Annotated in this window: 15 protein-coding genes; 7 read left to right on the forward strand and 8 right to left on the reverse strand. The window is 64.1% G+C overall.

Going from position 1 to position 17,858, the window contains the following annotated elements:
- Nucleotides 1-68 precede the first annotated feature (68 nt).
- From frc to NLR35_RS24540, 3 genes are all read right to left on the reverse strand, one after another.
- Nucleotides 69-1,346: a formyl-CoA transferase gene (frc, locus tag NLR35_RS24530; protein WP_006610672.1), complete on the reverse strand. Its 1,278-nt coding sequence runs from the start codon at nt 1,344-1,346 to the stop codon at nt 69-71.
- A 66-nt stretch (nt 1,347-1,412) separates the two neighbouring features.
- Complete coding sequence (gene oxc / locus NLR35_RS24535; RefSeq protein ID WP_257169098.1) at nt 1,413-3,143, reverse strand: oxalyl-CoA decarboxylase; 1,731 nt, start codon at nt 3,141-3,143, stop codon at nt 1,413-1,415.
- 59 nt (nt 3,144-3,202) lie between these two features.
- The gene (locus tag NLR35_RS24540; protein ID WP_374940856.1) at nt 3,203-3,898 is read right to left on the reverse strand and encodes a GntR family transcriptional regulator; all 696 of its coding nucleotides are present in this window, start codon (nt 3,896-3,898) and stop codon (nt 3,203-3,205) included.
- A 225-nt stretch (nt 3,899-4,123) separates the two neighbouring features.
- On the opposite strand from NLR35_RS24540, the gene NLR35_RS24545 reads away from it, so the two are divergent.
- The 5 genes from NLR35_RS24545 to hyi all read left to right on the forward strand — a co-directional run bounded on the left by NLR35_RS24545 (nt 4,124) and on the right by hyi (nt 11,936).
- Nucleotides 4,124-6,265, forward strand: a complete 2,142-nt coding sequence (locus tag NLR35_RS24545) for an acetate--CoA ligase family protein (RefSeq protein ID WP_006610669.1) — start codon at nt 4,124-4,126, stop codon at nt 6,263-6,265.
- Between the two features lie 128 nt (nt 6,266-6,393).
- A complete protein-coding gene (locus NLR35_RS24550; protein ID WP_257169100.1) occupies nt 6,394-7,227 on the forward strand; it encodes an IclR family transcriptional regulator C-terminal domain-containing protein in 834 nt (277 codons plus the stop codon).
- Between the two features lie 122 nt (nt 7,228-7,349).
- Nucleotides 7,350-9,152 carry an adenine deaminase gene (locus NLR35_RS24555; RefSeq protein ID WP_257169101.1) on the forward strand — a complete coding sequence of 601 codons (1,803 nt, stop codon included), beginning with the start codon at nt 7,350-7,352 and terminating at the stop codon, nt 9,150-9,152.
- 171 nt (nt 9,153-9,323) lie between these two features.
- Nucleotides 9,324-11,111, forward strand: a complete 1,788-nt coding sequence (gcl, locus tag NLR35_RS24560) for a glyoxylate carboligase (protein ID WP_257169102.1) — start codon at nt 9,324-9,326, stop codon at nt 11,109-11,111.
- Nucleotides 11,112-11,144: 33 nt separating this feature from the next.
- Entirely contained in the window at nt 11,145-11,936 is a 792-nt protein-coding gene (gene hyi, locus NLR35_RS24565; protein WP_257169103.1) for a hydroxypyruvate isomerase, read from the forward strand.
- 229 nt (nt 11,937-12,165) lie between these two features.
- Here the strand turns inward: hyi and NLR35_RS24570 are convergent, their stop codons facing one another.
- On the reverse strand, nt 12,166-12,435 hold the full coding sequence (locus NLR35_RS24570; protein WP_257169104.1) for a hypothetical protein: 270 nt from the start codon (nt 12,433-12,435) through the stop codon (nt 12,166-12,168).
- 214 nt (nt 12,436-12,649) lie between these two features.
- Here NLR35_RS24570 and arr point away from each other — a divergent pair, with 214 nt between their 5' ends.
- Nucleotides 12,650-13,063, forward strand: coding sequence for an NAD(+)--rifampin ADP-ribosyltransferase (gene arr / locus NLR35_RS24575; RefSeq protein ID WP_257169105.1), 414 nt, complete (start codon nt 12,650-12,652; stop codon nt 13,061-13,063).
- Nucleotides 13,064-13,248: 185 nt separating this feature from the next.
- Here arr and NLR35_RS24580 read toward each other — a convergent pair whose 3' ends face one another.
- Both NLR35_RS24580 and NLR35_RS24585 read right to left on the reverse strand, forming a co-directional pair.
- The gene (locus NLR35_RS24580; RefSeq protein ID WP_257169106.1) at nt 13,249-13,920 is read right to left on the reverse strand and encodes a hypothetical protein; all 672 of its coding nucleotides are present in this window, start codon (nt 13,918-13,920) and stop codon (nt 13,249-13,251) included.
- Between the two features lie 23 nt (nt 13,921-13,943).
- The gene (locus NLR35_RS24585; RefSeq protein WP_257169107.1) at nt 13,944-14,981 is read right to left on the reverse strand and encodes a hypothetical protein; all 1,038 of its coding nucleotides are present in this window, start codon (nt 14,979-14,981) and stop codon (nt 13,944-13,946) included.
- Between the two features lie 81 nt (nt 14,982-15,062).
- Here NLR35_RS24585 and NLR35_RS24590 point away from each other — a divergent pair, with 81 nt between their 5' ends.
- On the forward strand, nt 15,063-15,263 hold the full coding sequence (locus tag NLR35_RS24590) for a hypothetical protein (RefSeq protein WP_257169108.1): 201 nt from the start codon (nt 15,063-15,065) through the stop codon (nt 15,261-15,263).
- 195 nt (nt 15,264-15,458) lie between these two features.
- On the opposite strand, the gene NLR35_RS24595 is transcribed toward NLR35_RS24590, so the two are convergent.
- Both NLR35_RS24595 and NLR35_RS24600 read right to left on the reverse strand, forming a co-directional pair.
- The gene (locus tag NLR35_RS24595) at nt 15,459-16,106 is read right to left on the reverse strand and encodes a response regulator transcription factor (RefSeq protein ID WP_257169109.1); all 648 of its coding nucleotides are present in this window, start codon (nt 16,104-16,106) and stop codon (nt 15,459-15,461) included.
- A gap of 29 nt (nt 16,107-16,135) precedes the next feature.
- Nucleotides 16,136-17,242 carry a PAS domain S-box protein gene (locus NLR35_RS24600; RefSeq protein WP_257169110.1) on the reverse strand — a complete coding sequence of 369 codons (1,107 nt, stop codon included), beginning with the start codon at nt 17,240-17,242 and terminating at the stop codon, nt 16,136-16,138.
- Nucleotides 17,243-17,858: the final 616 nt, after the last annotated feature.

The following is a 17,858-nucleotide window of genomic DNA, read 5'->3' on the forward strand; positions in this document are numbered from 1 at the left end:
CGGCGGCTTGATCTCGGTTGGGACTGTTCGGCGGTGACCGCCGCGCGTCTCGTCTCTGACGCGCCCGCTTACTCCGCGGCTTCCTTGCGCGGCGGGTCCAGCGCGCCGGAGTCGTGGATCTCGGCGACCTGGTGGTCGCTGAAGCCGAGCACCTGGCGGAGGATCTCGTCGGTGTGCTCGCCGAGCAGGGGAGAGCGGGTGACGTCGGCCGGGCTGTCCGACAGCTTGATCGGGTTGCCGACCGAGAGATACTTGCCGCGGGTCGGGTGGTCGACCTCGACCAGCGTGCCGGTTTTGCGCAGCGACTCGTCCTCGGCGATCTCCTTCATCGAGAGAATGGGGCCGCAGGGGATGTCGAACTCGTTGAGGATGTCCATGGCCTCGAACTTGGTCTTGGTCATGGTCCACTGCTCGATGCGGCCGAAGATCTCGTTCAGGCGCGGCAGGCGGGCGGCGGGCTTGGCGTAGTTCGGATCGGTCTTCCAGGTCGGCTCGCCGATGACGTCGCAGATCTTCTCCCAGACTGGCGCCTGGGTGATGAAGTAGATGTAGGCGTTCGGGTCGGTCTCCCAGCCCTTGCACTTCAGGATGCGGCCCGGCTGGCCACCGCCCGAGTCGTTGCCGGCGCGCGGCACGGCGTCGCCGAACGGCACGCCTTCGCCGAACTGGCTGTATTCCTTGAGCGGACCGTGATCGAGGCGCTGCTGGTCGCGCAGCTTGACGCGGCAGAGGTTAAGCACGCCGTCCTGCATCGCAGCGGTGACGCGCTGGCCCTTGCCGGTGTGGGTGCGCTGATAGAGCGCGGTGACGATGCCGAGCGCCAGATGCAGGCCGGTGCCGGAATCGCCGATCTGCGCGCCGGTGACCAGCGGCAGGCCGTCACGGAAGCCGGTGGTCGAAGCGGCGCCGCCGGTGCACTGCGCGACGTTCTCGTAGACCTTGCAGTCCTCGTAGGGGCCGGGGCCGAAACCCTTGATCGAGGCGACGATCATCTTCGGGTTGATCGCCTGGATCTTCTCCCAGGGGAAGCCCATGCGATCGAGCACGCCGGGGCCGAAATTCTCGACCAGCACGTCGCACTTCTTGATCAGCTCGGTGAGGACTTCCTTGCCCTTCGGATTCTTGGTGTCGAGCGTGATCGACCGCTTGTTGTGGTTCAGCATCGTGAAATAGAGGCTGTCCACGTTCGGAATGTCCTGCAGCTGGCCGCGGGTGATGTCACCCACGCCCGGCCGCTCGACCTTGATCACGTCGGCGCCGAACCAAGCCAGCAGCTGGGTGCAGGTCGGTCCGGACTGGACGTGGGTGAAGTCGAGAATGCGAACGCCCTCGAGCGCCTTGGTCATGTTGTTGCTCTCCGTAACGAATGGTCATCCCGCATCTCGCGGGCAGGTGATGTCTTGCGGGTGGCCTTACTTCTTCTTGGTCAGCACGCTCTGCGGATTGAGGTTGCCGATACGGCCGCTCTCCGAACCCGCAGCGGGATCGATCACGGCGTTGATCAAGGTCGGCTTGCCGGAATCCATCGCCGCGTTCACGGCGCGCTTCAGCTCGTCCGGCGAGGTGGCGTTGACGCCGACGCCGCCGAAGGCCTCCATCATCTTGTCGTAGCGTGCGCCCTTGACGAACACGGTGGTCGCCGGATCGTCGCCCGCCGAATTCTGGTCGGTGCCGCGATAGATGCCGTCATTGTTGAAGATGACGACGCAGATCGGCAGATTGTAGCGGCAGATGGTCTCGACTTCCATGCCGGAGAAGCCGAAGGCTGAGTCGCCCTCGATCGCCAGCACCGGCTTACCGGTCTCGACGGCGGCCGCGATCGCCGAGCCCATGCCGATGCCCATCACGCCCCAGGTGCCGACGTCCAGGCGCTTGCGCGGCTGGTACATGTCGATCACGCCGCGGGCGAGGTCGAGCGTGTTGGCGCCCTCGTTGACCAGGATCGCGTCCGGACGCTCCTTGATGATGGTGCGGAGCACGCCGAGCGCGCCGTGATAGTCCATCGGCGAGTTGTTGTTCATCAGCCGCGGCGCCATCTTGGCGACGTTGTCCTCGCGCTTCTTCTGCACCGCGCTCAGCCACTCGACCGGAGCCTTGGCCCAGTTGCTGCCCATCGCGTCGGAGAAGGCTGATACGACCGAGCCGATGTCGCCGACCACGGGGGCCGCGATCTCGACGTTGGAGTCCATTTCCTTCGGCTCGATGTCGACCTGGATGAATTTCTTCGGGGCATCGCCCCAGCTCTTGCCCTTGCCGTGCGACAGCAACCAGTTGAGGCGGGCGCCGATCAGCATCACGACGTCGGAATCCTTCAGCACCGTCGAGCGCGCCGCACCGGCGCATTGCGGATGCAGGTCGGGCAGCAGGCCCTTGGCCATGCTCATCGGCAGGAACGGCACGCCGCTCTTCTCGACGAAGGTCTTGATCGCCTCGTCGGCCTGCGCATAGGCCGCGCCCTTGCCGAGGATGATCAGCGGACGCTTGGCGCTCTTCAGCACATCGAGTGCGCGCTTGACGGAATCGGGGGAGGGGATCTGCGCCGGAGCCGGGTCGATCACCTTGACCAGCGACGCTGTGCCGGCCTGCGCATTCATCACCTGGCCGAACAGTTTTGCCGGCAGGTCGAGATAGACGCCGCCAGGACGGCCCGACACTGCGGCGCGGATGGCGCGGGCGAAGCCGATGCCGATGTCCTGGGCGTGCAGCACGCGGAACGCCGCCTTGCACAGCGGCTTGGCGATCGCGAGCTGATCCATCTCCTCGTAGTCGCCTTGCTGCAGGTCGACGATCTCGCGCTCCGAGGAGCCGGAGACCAGGATCATCGGGAAGCAGTTGGTCGTCGCATGGGCCAGCGCCGTGAGGCCGTTGAGGAAGCCCGGTGCCGAGACGGTGAGGCAGACGCCCGGCTTCTTGGTGAGGAAGCCGGCGATCGCCGCCGCATAGCCGGCGTTCTGCTCGTGGCGGAAGGAGAGCACGCGGATGCCTTCAGCCTGCGCCATGCGGCCGAGGTCGGTGATCGGAATGCCCGGCACGTTGTAGATCGTGTCGATGCCGTTCAGCTTCATCGCGTCGATGACGAGATGAAAACCGTCGGTGAGCTCCTCGTGGGTATCCGCCTCGGTCTTCATTGCAGTCTGCGGCATGCGCCTCTCTCCCTGGTCTTCATCGAAGGCGCATTCCGCGTCTTCTTCTGTTTGAACGGTTAGCTGAACAACTCTTGCCCGTGCGTCTCGACATAGGTCGCAAGACCGAGCGTATGATCGCGGGCGCGCTTCTCGGCGAGCTCGGTGTTGCGTTCCTCCAGCGCCTCGATGATCGCGAGATGCTCGGGCAGGGAGGCCGCGATACGGTCGGTGCGTCCGATCGTGAGCTGACGATAGCCACGGACGTGCAGCAGGATGTCGTTGGTCATGTCGACCAGCACCGGCGACTCCGACAGCGAGATCAGCGCCTGATGAAACGCGATGTTCGCCTTGGAATATTCCTCGATGTGCTCCTGCGGCGGGCGGTCCTTGCCGAAATCCTTGAAGTAGTCGCGCAGCGCCGAGATGTCCTTCTTGCGCGCGATCGTGGTGATGAGACGCGCGGCCATGCTCTCCAGCGCCGCCCAGGCGCGGATCATGTCGACGATCTCGTTCTTCGTCCGACGCACCACGACGATGCCACGCCGCGGCACCGTCTTCACGAAGCCGTCCTGCTCGAGCATCGCGATCGCTTCGCGGATCGGCGTGCGGCTGACACCGAGGCGCTCGGAGAGAGCGCGCTCGTCGAGCATCACGGGCTCGGGCGAGGCGTAGATGTCCATCTTCAGAATCGCTTCTTTCAAGGCCTCATAGGCCTTATTCTTGAAGCTGGTCTCCGGGGCGATGCGAGCGATCGCGATGTCGGCCTCGGCCATGATGGGCAATGCCTTGTTTGTTTTCTCTGTAGACAAGACCGATCTCCTCTCCTTGGGAGATCACTGTGTACAGCATTTTGCGTCCAATATTTTTGGCATGCCAGATGCCAGACTGTCAAGACGACCTATTTTTCCGCGTTTCCACATCTTCGACGCGCTTGACAAAGTTTGCTTCTGGCATACCAAATGCCATAAACCAGGATCAATCCCCAGGAGGAAGCCCCTATGTCTGACGCCATCCCGAACGCCAAGGCTACGATCCGAGACGTGCTCGATCGTGTGAAGGCGGATAAACGCACCGCCCTGACCGCGCCCGAAGGCAAGATCGTCTGCGACGCCTACGGGATTCCGGTGCCGAAGGAGGGATTGGCGAAGTCGGCGGCGGAGGCGGCCAAGCTCGCCGGCGACATGGGTTTCCCGGTGGTGATGAAGATCGTCTCGCCGGACATCCTGCATAAGACCGAAGCGGGCGGTGTCATCGTCGGCGTCAAGACCGCGGACGACGCCCAGAAGGCGTATGAGACCATTCTCGCGAATGCGAAGAAGTACAAGGCTGACGCCAAGATCGAAGGCATCCAGGTGCAGCAGATGCTGACTGGCGGTACCGAGGTGATCGTCGGTTCGATCACCGACGGCTCGTTCGGCAAGCTGGTGGCGTTCGGCCTCGGCGGTGTGCTGGTCGAGGTGCTGAAGGACGTGACATTCCGACTCGCCCCCGCGACCAAGGAAGATGCCCTGTCGATGCTCGACGGCATCCAGGCGCACGAAATGTTGAAGGGCGTGCGCGGCGGCGACGCAGTCAGCCGTGAGGCGCTGTCGGACGTCATCGTCAAGGTGTCGAAGCTGGTCAGCGATTTCCCTGAGATCGTCGAGCTCGACCTCAACCCGGTGTTCGCCACGAAGAATGGCGCGATCGCCGCAGACGTCCGCATCGTCGTCGATTTCGACTACAAGCCCCGTCCGGCGCCGCGCTCGAACGAGGAAATCGTCACCGCGATGAACCGCATCATGAAGCCCCAGGCGGTCGCCGTGATCGGCGCCTCCGCCGAGGACGGCAAGATCGGCAACTCCGTGATGAAGAACCTGATCAACGGCGGCTACAAGGGCCAGATCTATCCGATCCACCCGAAGGCCTCGGAGATCCTTGGCTACAAGGCCTATAAGAGCGTCAAGGACGTCCCGGGCGTGATCGACACCGCCGTGTTCGCGATCCCCGCGAAGTTCGTCGCCGGCGCGCTGACGGAATGCGGCGAGAAGCAGATCCCCGGCGCGGTGCTGATTCCCTCGGGCTTCGCCGAAGCCAACGAGCCGGAGCTGCAGGCAGAGATCGTCGAGATCGGCAAGAAGTACAACGTCCGCCTGATGGGCCCCAACATCTACGGCTTCTACTACACGCCGGCCAATCTCTGCGCGACCTTCTGCACCGCCTATGACGTCAAGGGCCATGCGGCGCTGTCGTCGCAGTCGGGCGGCATCGGCATGGCGATCATCGGCTTCTCGCGCTCGGCCAAGATGGGCGTGTCGGCGATCGTCGGCCTCGGCAACAAGTCGGATATCGACGAGGACGATCTGCTCGCCTTCTTCGAGCAGGACCCGAACACCAACCTGATCGCGCAGCACTGCGAGGACCTCAAGGACGGCCGCGCCTTCGCGGAAGCCGCCAAGCGCGTCTCCAAGAAGAAGCCGGTCATCGTGCTCAAGGCGGGCCGCACCTCGGCCGGCGCGAAGGCGGCGTCGTCGCACACCGGCGCGCTCGCCGGCAACGACAAGATCTACGAGGACGTGCTGAAGCAGTCCGGCGTCATCCGCGCCCGCTCGCTGCGCCAGCTGCTCGAGTTCGCCCGCGGCGTGCCGGTGCTGCCGACGCCGAAGGGTGAGAACGTCCTCATCATCACCGGCGCCGGCGGTTCGGGCGTGTTGCTGTCCGACGCCGTCGTCGACAACGGGCTGTCGCTGATGACCATGCCGCCGGATCTCGATGCCGCCTTCCGCAAGTTCATCCCGCCATTCGGTGCCGCCGGCAACCCGGTCGACATCACCGGCGGCGAGCCGCCGATCACCTATGTGAACACGGTCAAGCTCGGCCTGTCGGACGAGCGCATCCACGCGCTGATCCTCGGCTACTGGCACACGATCGTGACCCCGCCGATGGTGTTCGCGCGCAACATGGTCGAGGTGAAGAAGGAGATGGAGGCCAAGGGCTTCGTCAAGCCGATGGTCGCCTCGCTCGCCGGCGACGTCGAGGTCGAGGAAGCCGCCGAATATCTCTACCAGAACGGCATCCCGGCCTACGCCTATTCGACCGAGCTGCCGGTCGAGGTGTTAGGGGCCAAGTACAAGTGGGCGCGCGGCGCGGGCCTGCTCTAAGTCAAATCGACGCGAATGCCGCTCCGGCCTCTCGCCGGGGCGGCACTTTCTTTGATAGCGTGACGAAGCAAGATCCGTCCGTCCTGCAACGACGCCGCCCATGAGAGGGCCGCGCAGAGAGGCGCCACGTGATCCGTCGCAAGACTATTGAGCCACGCACGGATGCCGCGGCCGAGCCCCGCGACGGCGGTGTGCAATCCGTCGGCCGCGCGCTGCAGATCTTGGAAATTCTCGCCGAGGACGACGAAGGCTATCGCCTGAGCGATCTCGCGGTCCGTGCGGGCCTGTCGACCTCCACCGTGCATCGCCTGCTGACCACGCTGGAGAAGCGCCGCTTCGTCCAGTTCGACCGCATGGAGTCGAAATGGCATGTCGGCGCGCAGAGCTTTGCCGTCGGCGCGACCTTCACCCGCCGGCGCAACTTCGTCGCGCTGGCCATTCCCTATCTGCGGCGCCTGCGCGACCAGTCGCGCGAGACCGCCAACCTCGCCGTCGTCGACGACGAGTCGCTGATGGTGCTGCTGCGGCTCGACAGCCGCGAGATCATGCGCTCGCTGACCAAGGTCGGTGGCCGTCTGGCGATGGTCGCCTCCGGCATGGGCAAGGCGGTGCTCGCGACCTATTCCGACGACGACGTCAACGCCATCATCCATCGCCAGGGCATGCCGCGCCTGACCGAAAAATCCATCATCCGCGCCAGCGACCTGTTCCGCGAACTGGAGACCATCCGCCGCCAGGGCTACGCCGTCGACGACGAGGAGGCGAGGTTAGGCCTGCGCTGCATCGCCGCCGTCGTCCACGATTCCTGCCGCGAGCCGCTGGCCGCGATCTCGATCTCGGGTCTGGCGAGCCGGCTGACGGAGGAGCGGGTGCCGGTGGTCGGCGGCATGGTGCGGGATATCGCGGCGGAGCTGACGGCGGCGCTGGGCGGGGCGGCGCCTGCTGCGCGGGATTGTGATTGAGGGGGATCACCTCCGGCAGACTGCTCAACGTGTGGGCAACCATTCGATCGGATTTGAGCTTGCTCCTGGCGAGGCATGGCGCGACCATCGCGGCGGTATAACTGCCGCAGCGAGAGGCCAACATGACCAAACTCACCCGCTTCTCCGTCGCTCCCCTGCACGTCATGACGCGCCGCTTGGCCGATGTCGCGTCGGGCCGCGCTGCGCCCGATCTGGTCATCACCGGTGGCCGCGTGCTTTCGACCTATTCGGAGCGCATTCATCCGAACCGCGAGCTCTGGATCACCGGCGGGCGTGTCGCGGCGGTGAAGCCGGCTGGCGCGCACAAGGCGCTCGGCAGCGGATTTGCCGTGTATGACGCGGCCGGCGGCATCATCGCGCCGGGGCTGGTCGATCCGCACATCCATATCGAGTCCTCGATGGTGACGGCCTGCGCCTATGCGGAAGCCGCGCTGCTCAACGGCACCACGACGATCTTCTGCGACAGCCACGAGATCGGCAACGTGATGGACGTTGCCGGAGTCGAGGCGATGCTGGAGGACGCGCGGCAGGCGCCGCTGTCGATCTTCCTCACCGTGCCTTCGACGGTGCCGGCGACGTCGGCGGCGCTGGAGACCGCGGGCGGTGATCTCACGCCGGACAAGATCGCCGGGCTGTTCGACCGCTGGCCGGAGGCGGTGGCGCTTGGCGAGAAGATGGATTTCGTGCCGGTCTGCATGGGCGACGAGCGCAGCCATGCCATCCTCGCCGCGGCCCTGCAGCGCGGACGGCCGGTGTCGGGCCATGTCTATGGCCGCGAGTTCGTCGCCGCTTACGCCGCGAGCGGCGTCACCGATACGCATGAGGCGATCGACCGCGACATCGCCGACGACCTGCTCGATGCCGGCGTCTGGATCTTTCTGCGCGGCGGCCCGCCGACGACGCCGTGGCACAGCCTGCCGCAGGCGATCCGCACCATCACCGAGCTCGGCGCCTCGCACAAGCGCACCGCCGTGTGTACCGACGATCGCGATGCCGATGATCTCCTGCTGTTCGGGCTCGACTGGGTGGTGCGCGAGGCGGTGAAGGCCGGGATGTCGCCGGAGCAGGCGTGGTCGATGGGCTCGCTGCACGGCGCGACGCGCTTTGCGATGGACGGCGAGATCGGCGGCCTCGGCGGCGGCCGCCGCGCCGATCTCGTGCTGCTCGACGACGGCCTGAAGCCGCAATCGACCTGGTACGGCGGCGAGCTCGTCGTCGACAAGGGCCGGATCACCGCGCGGCTCGATCAGGCGCTGTCGCAGCGCTATCAATATCCGAAGCCGGCCTACGCCACGGTGAAGCTGCCGGCGCAGATGACGCTGACGCCGGAGCTGCCGGCCAAGGCGTGCACGGTCAACGCGATCAAGACCGCTTTGCCGGGCATCACGCTGATCCACGAGAAGGTCGCGATCGAGCCGGCCAATGATTGGGAGACGCTGTTCGCGCGCCATGGCCTCTGCTTCGTCGCCGTCATCGAGCGCCACGGGAAGTCCGCGGGCAACGTCGCGCATGGCCTGCTGAAGGATTTTGGTCTCAAGCGCGGCGCTGTCGCATCCAGCGTCGGACACGACAGCCACAACATCATCGTCGCCGGCACCAACGAGGCAGACATGCAGACCGCCGTGGCCGCGATCGGCGCGCAGCAGGGCGGCGTCTGCGTCGTTGCCGACGGCAAGGTGAGGGCGATGGTTCCCTTGCCGATCGCGGGCCTGCTGTCGGACAAGCGCGTCACCGAGGTTGCGGAGGAGGTGAAGCTGTTGAAGACGGAATGGGCCGAGGCCGGCTGCACTATTCCCTACATGGGCTTCAATTTGATTCCCCTATCGGTCATTCCAGAAATTCGTATCACCGACAAGGGCCTGGTGTTGGTGCCGCAGATGGAGCTCGCGCCATTGTTCGAGTAGCTACGCGGAGCGTCATCCTGTTAGGACATGTCAGCGTCGTTCTGTTCTAACTAATTGAGGCCGCCGCTATTTTGCCGAGCGTGCCGCATCGTGGGAAAATTCGACGACTGAATTGAGATCGTAGCCCTCAACAGCGAAGCTCGCGCATCAACCAAACAGGGGAAGCGCGAGATGGCGAAGATGCGGGCGATCGATGCTGCGGTGCGGATCTTGGAGAAGGAGGGCGTCGCTTGCGCCTTCGGTGTTCCCGGGGCGGCGATCAACCCGCTCTATTCCGCGCTGCAGCGGCGCGGTTCGATCCGCCACATTCTCGCCCGTCATGTCGAGGGCGCCTCGCACATGGCCGAGGGCTACACCCGCGCCAAGGCCGGCAATATCGGCGTGTGCATCGGCACGTCGGGCCCAGCCGGCACCGACATGATCACCGGGCTGTATTCGGCGATCGCGGATTCGATCCCGATCCTCTGCATCACCGGCCAGGCGCCGCGCGCGCGGCTCTACAAGGAGGATTTCCAGGCCGTCGACATCGAGCAGATCGCAAAGCCCGTGACCAAATGGGCGGTGACGGTGCGCGAGCCCGGCCTCGTGCCGCGCGTGTTCAGTCAGGCCTTCCACATCATGCGCTCCGGCCGCCCGGGCCCGGTGCTGATCGACCTGCCGCTCGACGTGCAGCTCGCCGAGATCGAGTTCGACGACGAGACCGATGCGCCGCTGCCGGTCTACAAGCCCGCCGCGACCCGCAAGCAGGTCGAGAAGGCGCTGGAGATGCTCAACGCCGCCGAGCGCCCGCTGATCGTCGCCGGCGGCGGCATCATCAACGCCGATGCCAGCGATCTGCTCGTCACCTTCGCCGAGACCGTCAACGTGCCTGTTGTTCCGACCCTGATGGGGTGGGGCGCCATTCCCGATGATCACGTGCTGATGGCCGGCATGGTCGGGCTGCAGACCAGCCATCGCTACGGCAACGCCAATTTCCTGGAGTCCGATTTCGTGCTCGGCATCGGCAACCGCTGGGCCAACCGCCACACCGGCTCGCTCGAGACCTACACCAAGGGCCGCAGCTTCGTGCATGTCGACATCGAGCCGACCCAGATCGGCCGCGTCTTCAATCCCGACCTCGGCATCGTCTCGGACGCCAAGGCCGCGCTGGAGATGTTCATCACCGTTGCGCGCGAATGGCGCAAGGCCGGCAAATTGCGCGAGCGGCAGGCGTGGCCGGCGGCGTGCCAGGACCGCAAGCGCACGATGCTCCGGCGCAGCGATTTCGACCAGGTCCCGATCAAGCCGCAGCGTGTCTATCACGAGATGAACAAGGCGTTCGGCCGCGACACCTGCTATGTCAGCGTCATCGGCCTGTCGCAGATCGGCGGCGCGCAGTTCCTCAGCGTCAACCATCCGCGCCACTGGATCAATGCGGGGCAGGCGGGCCCGCTCGGCTGGACCCTGCCGGCCGCGCTCGGCGTCCGCGCCGCCGATCCCAAGCGCGAGATCGTCGCGCTCTCGGGCGACTACGACTTCCAGTTCCTGATCGAGGAGCTCGCGGTCGGCGCCCAGTTCAACCTGCCCTACATCCACGTCGTCCTGAACAACGCCTATCTCGGCCTGATCCGCCAGGCGCAGCGCGGCTTCTCGATGGACTATCAGGTGCAGCTGTCGTTCGACAACATCAACGCCCCTGAAGTCGGCGGCTACGGCGTCGACCACGTCGCGGTCGCGCAAGGTCTCGGCTGCAAGGCGATCCGCGTCACCGATCCGCGCCAGGCGCAGGCGGCGTTCGCGACCGCGCGCGAATGGATGGCGGAGTACCAGGTGCCCGTTGTCGTCGAGTTCGTGCTCGAACGCGTCACCAACATCGCGATGGGCACCGAGATCGACAACGTCGTGGAGTTCGAGGAGGTGCTCGACCTGCCGGTGGATGAGACGCCGGCCGAGCCGGCCCGCACGCTGCAGCCGGCTTGACCGCAGCTCCAGCTCTCATCGGAGGACCACGCCATGCCGCGCTTTGCCGCCAATCTCACGATGCTGTTCAACGAGCTGCCGTTCATGGAGCGCTTCGCCGCCGCCAAGGCGGCAGGCTTCAGCGGTGTCGAGTATCTGTTCCCTTATGATTTCGACAAGGCGGAGCTGCGCGAGCAGCTCGTGCGTCACGGGCTGACCCAGGTGCTGCACAATCTGCCGGCCGGCAACTGGGCCGCGGGCGAGCGTGGCATCGCGATCCTGCCCGACCGAGTCGATGACTTCCGCGACGGCGTCCGCCGCGCCATCGAATACGCCAAGGCGCTGGACTGCCGGCAGCTCAACTGCCTGGTCGGCATCGCACCCGGCGATGCCGATCCGCGCGAGCTCAACCAGGTGCTGGTGCGCAACCTGCGCTTCGCCGCGACAGCGCTGAAGGCGCAGGGGATCAAGCTCCTGATCGAGCCGATCAACACGCTCGACATCCCCGGCTTCTTCCTGAACCGCACCGCCCAGGCGCTGCAGCTGATCTCCGAGGTCGAGTCGGACAATCTGTTCGTCCAGTACGACATCTACCACATGCAGATCATGGAGGGCGATCTCGCGCGCACCATGCAGAAGCATCTCGCCCGCATCGCCCACATCCAGCTCGCCGACAATCCCGGCCGCCACGAGCCGGGAACGGGCGAGATCAACTACCCGTTCCTGTTCCGTCATCTCGACGCCATCGGCTATGGCGGCTGGATCGGCTGCGAGTACAAGCCGCGGGCAGCGACGGTGGATGGGCTGAGCTGGCTGACGGACCGCGCGCTCGTTCCAGCGAACTGAGCCTTGCACGTGCCATTCGGCCCGGTGTCGCCGGCAGGAAAGGCGCCGCCGCTGCACGCGCTTCACGGCAGGCCGATGGAGAGCGAGCCTTTTCGCAGGGCAGTAGGCTCCCGCTCCCCCATCCTCGATGTGGAGAGGGATGGGGGAAGGGCAGTCGCACGGCGTGCGCGATGAGACGTGGACGCGCTCACTCCCCTCATGTTGTCTTGGTGCAAATCGTCGCGCAAGGTCAGGTCTTCAGGCCGAGGCTCGAGCAGTACCACCAGATGTCGTTCGTGCGCCAACCCATCCTGATCGAGGCCGAATGACAATCGCCATAATCCTTGAAGTGGTACACGTTCTTACAAGCCGCAAAGGCGGGCCAGACACCGCCTGTACAGCCGGTGCCCGTGGTCGGGCTTTCGGTGGGTCCGGCGCGCAGCGCACGACGGTCCTCAGCATTGGCGGGGGCGACCGCAGCCGCGGCCAGTATAAGAGCCAAGACGAACAAGACTTTCATGGTCATCTCCTCTCGGTTGGTCACAATCAGAAGAGATATCGTATCATGGCGTCTGCCGCCTGAACAGCGAGGTTCCGAACTCGACGTGTCCTGTGCTGGAATGTTTGTCGCTCAGACGTCCATGCTTGTGTCAGACTGCGAACGCGACTCGCTCGGACCTGTTGACGGCTTCTCCCGACAGATACCAGCGCTGAAAATCTCCCCGAGGTTCCTGATGTCATCCATCGCGACCGTGTTCGCTCAATCCTACTTTCACGGCACACGCGCCGATCTGCGGCCGGGTGACATGATAGCAGTCGGATATCGCTCGAACTTTACCGAAGCGAAGCCGCTGTCCTGGGTCTACTTCACCGCCACGCTGGATGCGGCGATCTGGGGCGCGGAGCTTGCTGCCGGTGATGGCCGCGAAAGGATCTACGTCGTGGAGCCGACCGGGCCGATCGTCAACGATCCGAATGTGACGGACAAGAAGTTCCCGGGCAATCCGACTCGATCCTACCGATCCCGCGCGCCGCTGCGCGTCATTGCTGAGGTCGTCAATTGGCAGGGGCACGCAGCCGGTGTGGTCGAGCGGATGAAGGAGGGGGTGGCGCGCGCGATGGCAGAGGGGCCGGGCATTATCGATTGAACGGCACAGGTTGCGCGCGGTTGGTCTGATGAGAGCAAGCGTCCCTTGTGGCTCCGCTCGCCAGAACGTCTGCGCAACCGACACGTTCCGCCTGCTGGCCGGGCCGTCAGAACCGGCGAGCAGCAAAAAAGCGACAGGCATTGATCGTGGGGCGCAGTCCAATGCGTTGGTCGGAGATACGCCGCCTAGACTTGAACTTGAGTGAGCACGCCGTTTCCCCGAGAGTCGAACTTCAGAGTGTAGTCATGGCCCATCGGCATCGGCCAACTCGTCGAGCCGGTGGGCACGGGGTCGCCAATCACTTCCGTTCCATTCGATCGCACGAGCTCGTATGAGCCGGCTTTCACCACTAAGCGCGTTTGCGGCGTGCATTGAATCGAGTAGCCCCATGCGATGTAAGTCGCGCCGACGCCAAATCCGACGTTCACGGTATATTGCTGGGAATCGTAGGCCGGGATTGACCACCCGTCCTTGCTGTGTGTGACGGTGATCGCCGTATTCAGGACGAGCCGGAAGGTGTCGTCGTCGCTCGAATAAGCAAAGTAGCTGGTGTTGGGCGCGAGCTCGCCGTTCTTGAGAACGGAGGCCATCCAATATAGCGGCAGGACCGCACTGAAATCGATTGCGACGTTCGAGGTCACGGTTTGCAGGCCCGCGACCCGGGCAACGCCGTTTGGTTCAGGGCGCGCGGGCAAGAATGTCGCGACCAGATCGATTTCGATGTTCTCCGTCGAAATCCAGACACGCGTCGGTGTAACAGCGGTCGCAGGCGGTGGGAGGGCCGGCGCCGTCGCAGGCTGGAAGAACGGGTTAGCGTTCTCCAGCTGCGACTTGGTGATGAGGAAGGTCTGCGCCATTTTCAGGTCCGAGACCGCCAGTGTCAGACTTGGCCGCTCCGTCCGCCAAAAAACAACTGAGCGCCGGCGATGAACATGTCCTTGATCACCTGGGCGTTCTGCGATCCGGAGTAGGTGAAGTTCACGGTGGTTCCACCGACGATGCTGTTGATCGTGAATGTCGTATTCGCCAGCACGAAGAAGGCGAACGCCGCGGTGAGCGCGGTTGTCACCGTGATGGTTCCGCTGAGGTAAGTGAATTCGGCGTCGGTGAAAGCGCTCGAATTCCAGGACACGGACTTGAGGTAGTCGACCTGCCCATTACTGTCGCTGAGATAGGCGAGGGCAAGCAGCTGGTTGTGTTCGTTGGACCGAAGCCAGTCGAGATTCTCGGCAATCAGCAGCTGGGGCGGCTTTCCGGGCGTCTTCGACCAGTTGCCCGACGCGTCGTATGTGACCGTGGCGTTTGCATACTGGAAATCGATGGGCACGTTGACTTGAATCGAGTTGGTGGAGACCGTGTTCCAATCCGCCAACGTGTTCGATCCGTAGTCGCCGATCGCGATATAGAAGGAGAGCTTGGGCGTCAGCGTCCGCTTTTGCTGCGGCTTGGGCGACCAGCTCATCCCGATGAAGCCCGCCCCGGTCTGAATTCCGAACGACTGGTTGGAGAACCAGCCGCCATTCTCGTTCTTAGCCTTGTCGAATTCGCCGGACGTGATGGAAATCGAGTTCGCGGGCGCTTGATTTCCCAGCAGCTTCATCGTGGGCCCCTGCTGTGGCGGTATGGTCTTGTAGTCCGCCTGCCACTGGTCCTTGATTGATGCGTCGTTGATCACGTTGGACGTGACCACGACGTCCAGCCCGACGGCATTGTTGCTGGCGCCGGCGCCGACCTTGTACTGGACGGGGATGGCGAAGAAGTGCGTCCCGGGCTGATTGCTGGCGATGGCAAGCGATGCGCTGGAATTGGCGTAAACGCCTGGATCGGCGACGAGCTCCTGGGGACGCTCCAGAAAACACCAGAAGAGCTGCGTGTCGGCGGATTTGTTGACGAGGTAGATCGTATAGGTATCGACCATGGAAGAATCCTCCGAATGAGTTGGTGGCTGCGGCGACTGCCTGATCGTCAGGCTCGAACGTCGCAGTCTGGAGGGTAATCTTTGGCGATGCGGGAAAACATCGGTGATCGACTGTTAGTAGTTCAGGAGAAGCTGGGTGTTCGATGTCGGGGGATCCCCGATGACAGCCTGCGCGAGATCGACGCGCAGGAAGGCAAGCAGACCTCGACTTGGAATTCGTCTGAGACAGCTTGCCTGATCAAGGTGGTCATCGCTCTCGCGGCGTTGGAGGCGCGCAATTGAATGCGGCCGACGCCTTGCGTGTCCGCTGCTGCCTGCTCACCGTGGCTGTGCGGTGCTTTGGGCTCAGAGCGATTGTTCGCTCATTATCTCACGTCCGGTTCGCCTCGCGCTCAGGCAAGGAGCCCGGTTGGCCGCAGAAAGGCGGAGGGGTCTGTTTGGACATCCATGACGGTCGAACGCACGCGTCGTCTGCGATCATTCCCCGCTCTCGACGAAGCGGATCGCATGGCGCAACAATTCGGACGCGTTCTCGAGGCCGAGTTTCTGTTTGATGTGCTCGCGGTAGGTCTCGATGGTTTTGGGGCTCAGATGCAGGGTGGTGGCGATCTCACGGGTGCGACTGCCGACGCCGATCAGTCGAAAAACCTGCAATTCGCGATCACTGAGCGCGGCAAAGGAATTCGCGGCGGGGCAGGCGTCGCCGACAAAACGCGCCGCGAGCGTCGTTCCGAACGCTTCGCTGACATAAATCTGGCCATCCAGGACGCGACGGATCGCCTTCAACACGTCGTCGCAGAGTTGCTGCTTGTTGACATACCCGTGCGCGCCCGCGCGCAGAGCCCGTTCGGCGTAAAGAGCCTCTTCATGCATGGAGAGCACCAGGGTGGGAATCCCGGGATGATTGATCTTCATCGCCTTCACAAAATCGAGGCCGTCCGCGCCGCCTTTGAGCATGAGGTCCACGATGGCGAGATTCGGCGGCCGACGAGCCAGGGCGAGGAGCGCAGCTTTGCCGTCGCCGGCTTCAGCCGAAACCGCGAGGTCGGGCTCGCCCTCGATCAGCGCGATCAGGGCACGCCGCATCAATGGATGGTCGTCGACGACGACAATCGTGCGTTTCATCGCGGATCCGTCGCCGGATTGGGCTGGAGTCATGTCGGTGCTGGCCGAGGATAGACCGGTCTGGTCGCGCTAGGAGGTTGGCTCGATGTTGCGGGCGCGGCGTTTCGCGTTCGCGCGTCGACCGTCCACGCACATTCCACGCGGGTCCCGCGCGGCGAGGCTGGCTCGATCGTCAATGAAGCGCCGATCAGGCGAGCGCGATACTCCATGCTCCGCAACCCTATGCCGGTGGCTTCGAGCCGGCGTTGCCCTGTGCCGATGCCGTTGTCCACGACGCTCAGCAAGATCCGACCCTCGCGATGGCGCAAGCGAATGACGATCCGTGTGGCTTTGGCGTGTGCGACGACGTTGCTGACGGCCTCCTGAACGATCCGATAGAGATGCGTGGCGACCTGGGCATCCAGGCTGGGCAGATGCTGGTCATGCAGAAGGATGCAGCTGATGGGATGTAACGAACCGATGTTCGTCGCCAAGGTCTCCAGCGCCAGGGGCAGGCTCGAGGGCGTCAACCCGGCGCAGTCCAATCCCCGGCCGAGATTCCGTGCGTCCCCCACGCTCTGCTTGAGAAGGGCCGTGAGCTCGGCTGCGGCTGCGGCCGCGGGATCGGCGCGTCCTGCCAATTTGCGCGCAAGCGTCGCGCTGAGAGTGCATATGCCGGCCAGGCTCTGACACAAGCCGTCGTGCAACTCGCGGCCAATCCGCGCCTTCTCCCGATCTGCGGCCTCGATGAGTTCACGTTGCAAGCGACGCTCGCCGGTCACGTCACGCCCGATCGCTCCGATCCCCGGTCGCATGGGCGAGGTGGCCAGCTTCCAAATCATCCGGAGTTCGGTCCCATCCTTGCCGCGCAGGCGGTTCTCGAAGCCTCTCGTCCCGGCGCCTCCGGCCGCGTCGTACAGCGCGGCTGCGGTCGCGGCGCGATCGTCGGGATGCGCGAAGTCGATGAAACGCCTGCGATTGAGATCTGCTTTCGTCCATCCAAGGCGCGCTTCCCAGGACATGTTGACGCGCTCCAATCGGCCGCTGCCGTCGATGAGGCACGCCAAATCGCTGCTCAATTCGAATAAACTTTCAAACCGGGCCTCGTCGCTAGTCGGTGCCGTCCAAACAGTGTTCGAGCCGCACTGGCCTGACATACATAGACTCCCGCCATTCGAGGAGTGGCCAATTTGATGAGATAAGAGAAGTAAGTTAGTCGCGTTGGTGTTCGATCAAAAATCACTCGAGCACTCGCGTGAAATTACTCAACTTCAGATTGTATGGTTCGATTGTTCGCCGGTCAAGCGGCTGCGTGGTGTCGTGCCGGAGACAAGATGCGCATTGACGAAAATACTCTGCGCGCGCAATTCGCACTCTGTTCGGAGTGGTTGGCGCCTTTGTAGACAAGCGAAAAGTTGATCCTAATTGTTGCCAATGCGCTGCGGTGGTGCAGAGGATGTCTCGGTGACCGTGTTCATTGAAATGACAAGAGCCGCGAATGACTGTTTCGATGGGCGGAGGTGCGAGCCGATGTCGCTTGAGTGAGAAGGTGGCTGCGTGCGAGGCGCCGATCGCGAGATCATCAGTGCGGCCGGCGCTCTGCATGTCGGCCTGGGCACGGTGATCTTGCCCGTCGGGCAAATCAGTCGCGCTTGTCATGCGTGAGATCGAACGCCGGCATCGCCAACACGCGTCAGGCGAACTGAAATCGCAAGCCGGATCAACCCGATGTCGAAAGATCGTTCCTCTCACAACAAAGGTCTTTCTTTTTTC

It is taken from the genome of Bradyrhizobium sp. SRS-191 (assembly GCF_024586915.1).
GTDB lineage: Bacteria > Pseudomonadota > Alphaproteobacteria > Rhizobiales > Xanthobacteraceae > Bradyrhizobium.

Excerpts from the sequence above, each read along its gene's own strand:
- frc (WP_006610672.1), bottom strand. The coding sequence starts at position 1,346 with ATGACCAAGGCGCTCGAGGGCGTTCGCATTCTCGACTTCACCCACGTC.
- oxc (WP_257169098.1), bottom strand. The coding sequence starts at position 3,143 with ATGCCGCAGACTGCAATGAAGACCGAGGCGGATACCCACGAGGAGCTC.
- NLR35_RS24540 (WP_374940856.1), bottom strand. The coding sequence starts at position 3,898 with ATGGCCGAGGCCGACATCGCGATCGCTCGCATCGCCCCGGAGACCAGC.
- NLR35_RS24545 (WP_006610669.1), top strand. The coding sequence starts at position 4,124 with ATGTCTGACGCCATCCCGAACGCCAAGGCTACGATCCGAGACGTGCTC.
- NLR35_RS24555 (WP_257169101.1), top strand. The coding sequence starts at position 7,350 with ATGACCAAACTCACCCGCTTCTCCGTCGCTCCCCTGCACGTCATGACG.
- gcl (WP_257169102.1), top strand. The coding sequence starts at position 9,324 with ATGGCGAAGATGCGGGCGATCGATGCTGCGGTGCGGATCTTGGAGAAG.
- hyi (WP_257169103.1), top strand. The coding sequence starts at position 11,145 with ATGCCGCGCTTTGCCGCCAATCTCACGATGCTGTTCAACGAGCTGCCG.
- NLR35_RS24570 (WP_257169104.1), bottom strand. The coding sequence starts at position 12,435 with ATGAAAGTCTTGTTCGTCTTGGCTCTTATACTGGCCGCGGCTGCGGTC.
- arr (WP_257169105.1), top strand. The coding sequence starts at position 12,650 with ATGTCATCCATCGCGACCGTGTTCGCTCAATCCTACTTTCACGGCACA.
- NLR35_RS24580 (WP_257169106.1), bottom strand. The coding sequence starts at position 13,920 with ATGGCGCAGACCTTCCTCATCACCAAGTCGCAGCTGGAGAACGCTAAC.
- NLR35_RS24585 (WP_257169107.1), bottom strand. The coding sequence starts at position 14,981 with ATGGTCGATACCTATACGATCTACCTCGTCAACAAATCCGCCGACACG.
- NLR35_RS24595 (WP_257169109.1), bottom strand. The coding sequence starts at position 16,106 with ATGAAACGCACGATTGTCGTCGTCGACGACCATCCATTGATGCGGCGT.
- NLR35_RS24600 (WP_257169110.1), bottom strand. The coding sequence starts at position 17,242 with ATGTCAGGCCAGTGCGGCTCGAACACTGTTTGGACGGCACCGACTAGC.